The sequence below is a fragment of the Pseudomonas sp. DE0010 genome, assembly GCF_007680745.1.
Lineage (GTDB): Bacteria > Pseudomonadota > Gammaproteobacteria > Pseudomonadales > Pseudomonadaceae > Aquipseudomonas > Aquipseudomonas parafulva_B.
Window position 1 is genome coordinate 1 of sequence record NZ_VEJQ01000286.1, and the last position, 241, is coordinate 241.

Consider the following 241-nt stretch of genomic DNA (forward strand, 5'->3'; position numbering starts at 1 on the left):
GGGCTATGTCTGTGGGGTGGAAGACCGCGAGGATGGCGGGGTGCGGCTGTATGTCGGTCCGGCCGAGCAGCCCGAGTTCGTCTACCAGGTCAGACCCCACGCCTACGCCATGCCCAGTTTCGTCATGGGCAGCGAGCCGGGGGAGGAGCGCAAGTACTTCCGCGCCCAGGTCTATCTGCGCGAGGGTGGCCAGGACCATGACGTCATGGGCTGGTCCCGCGAGGACGTGATCGGCGACATC

The 241-nt window shown here is 66.8% G+C and carries 1 pseudogene; it reads left to right on the top strand.

The features are described 5' to 3' along the window. Window positions 1-241 (top strand): annotated as a pseudogene (locus tag FS767_RS22560) (choline transporter); the annotation flags it as partial.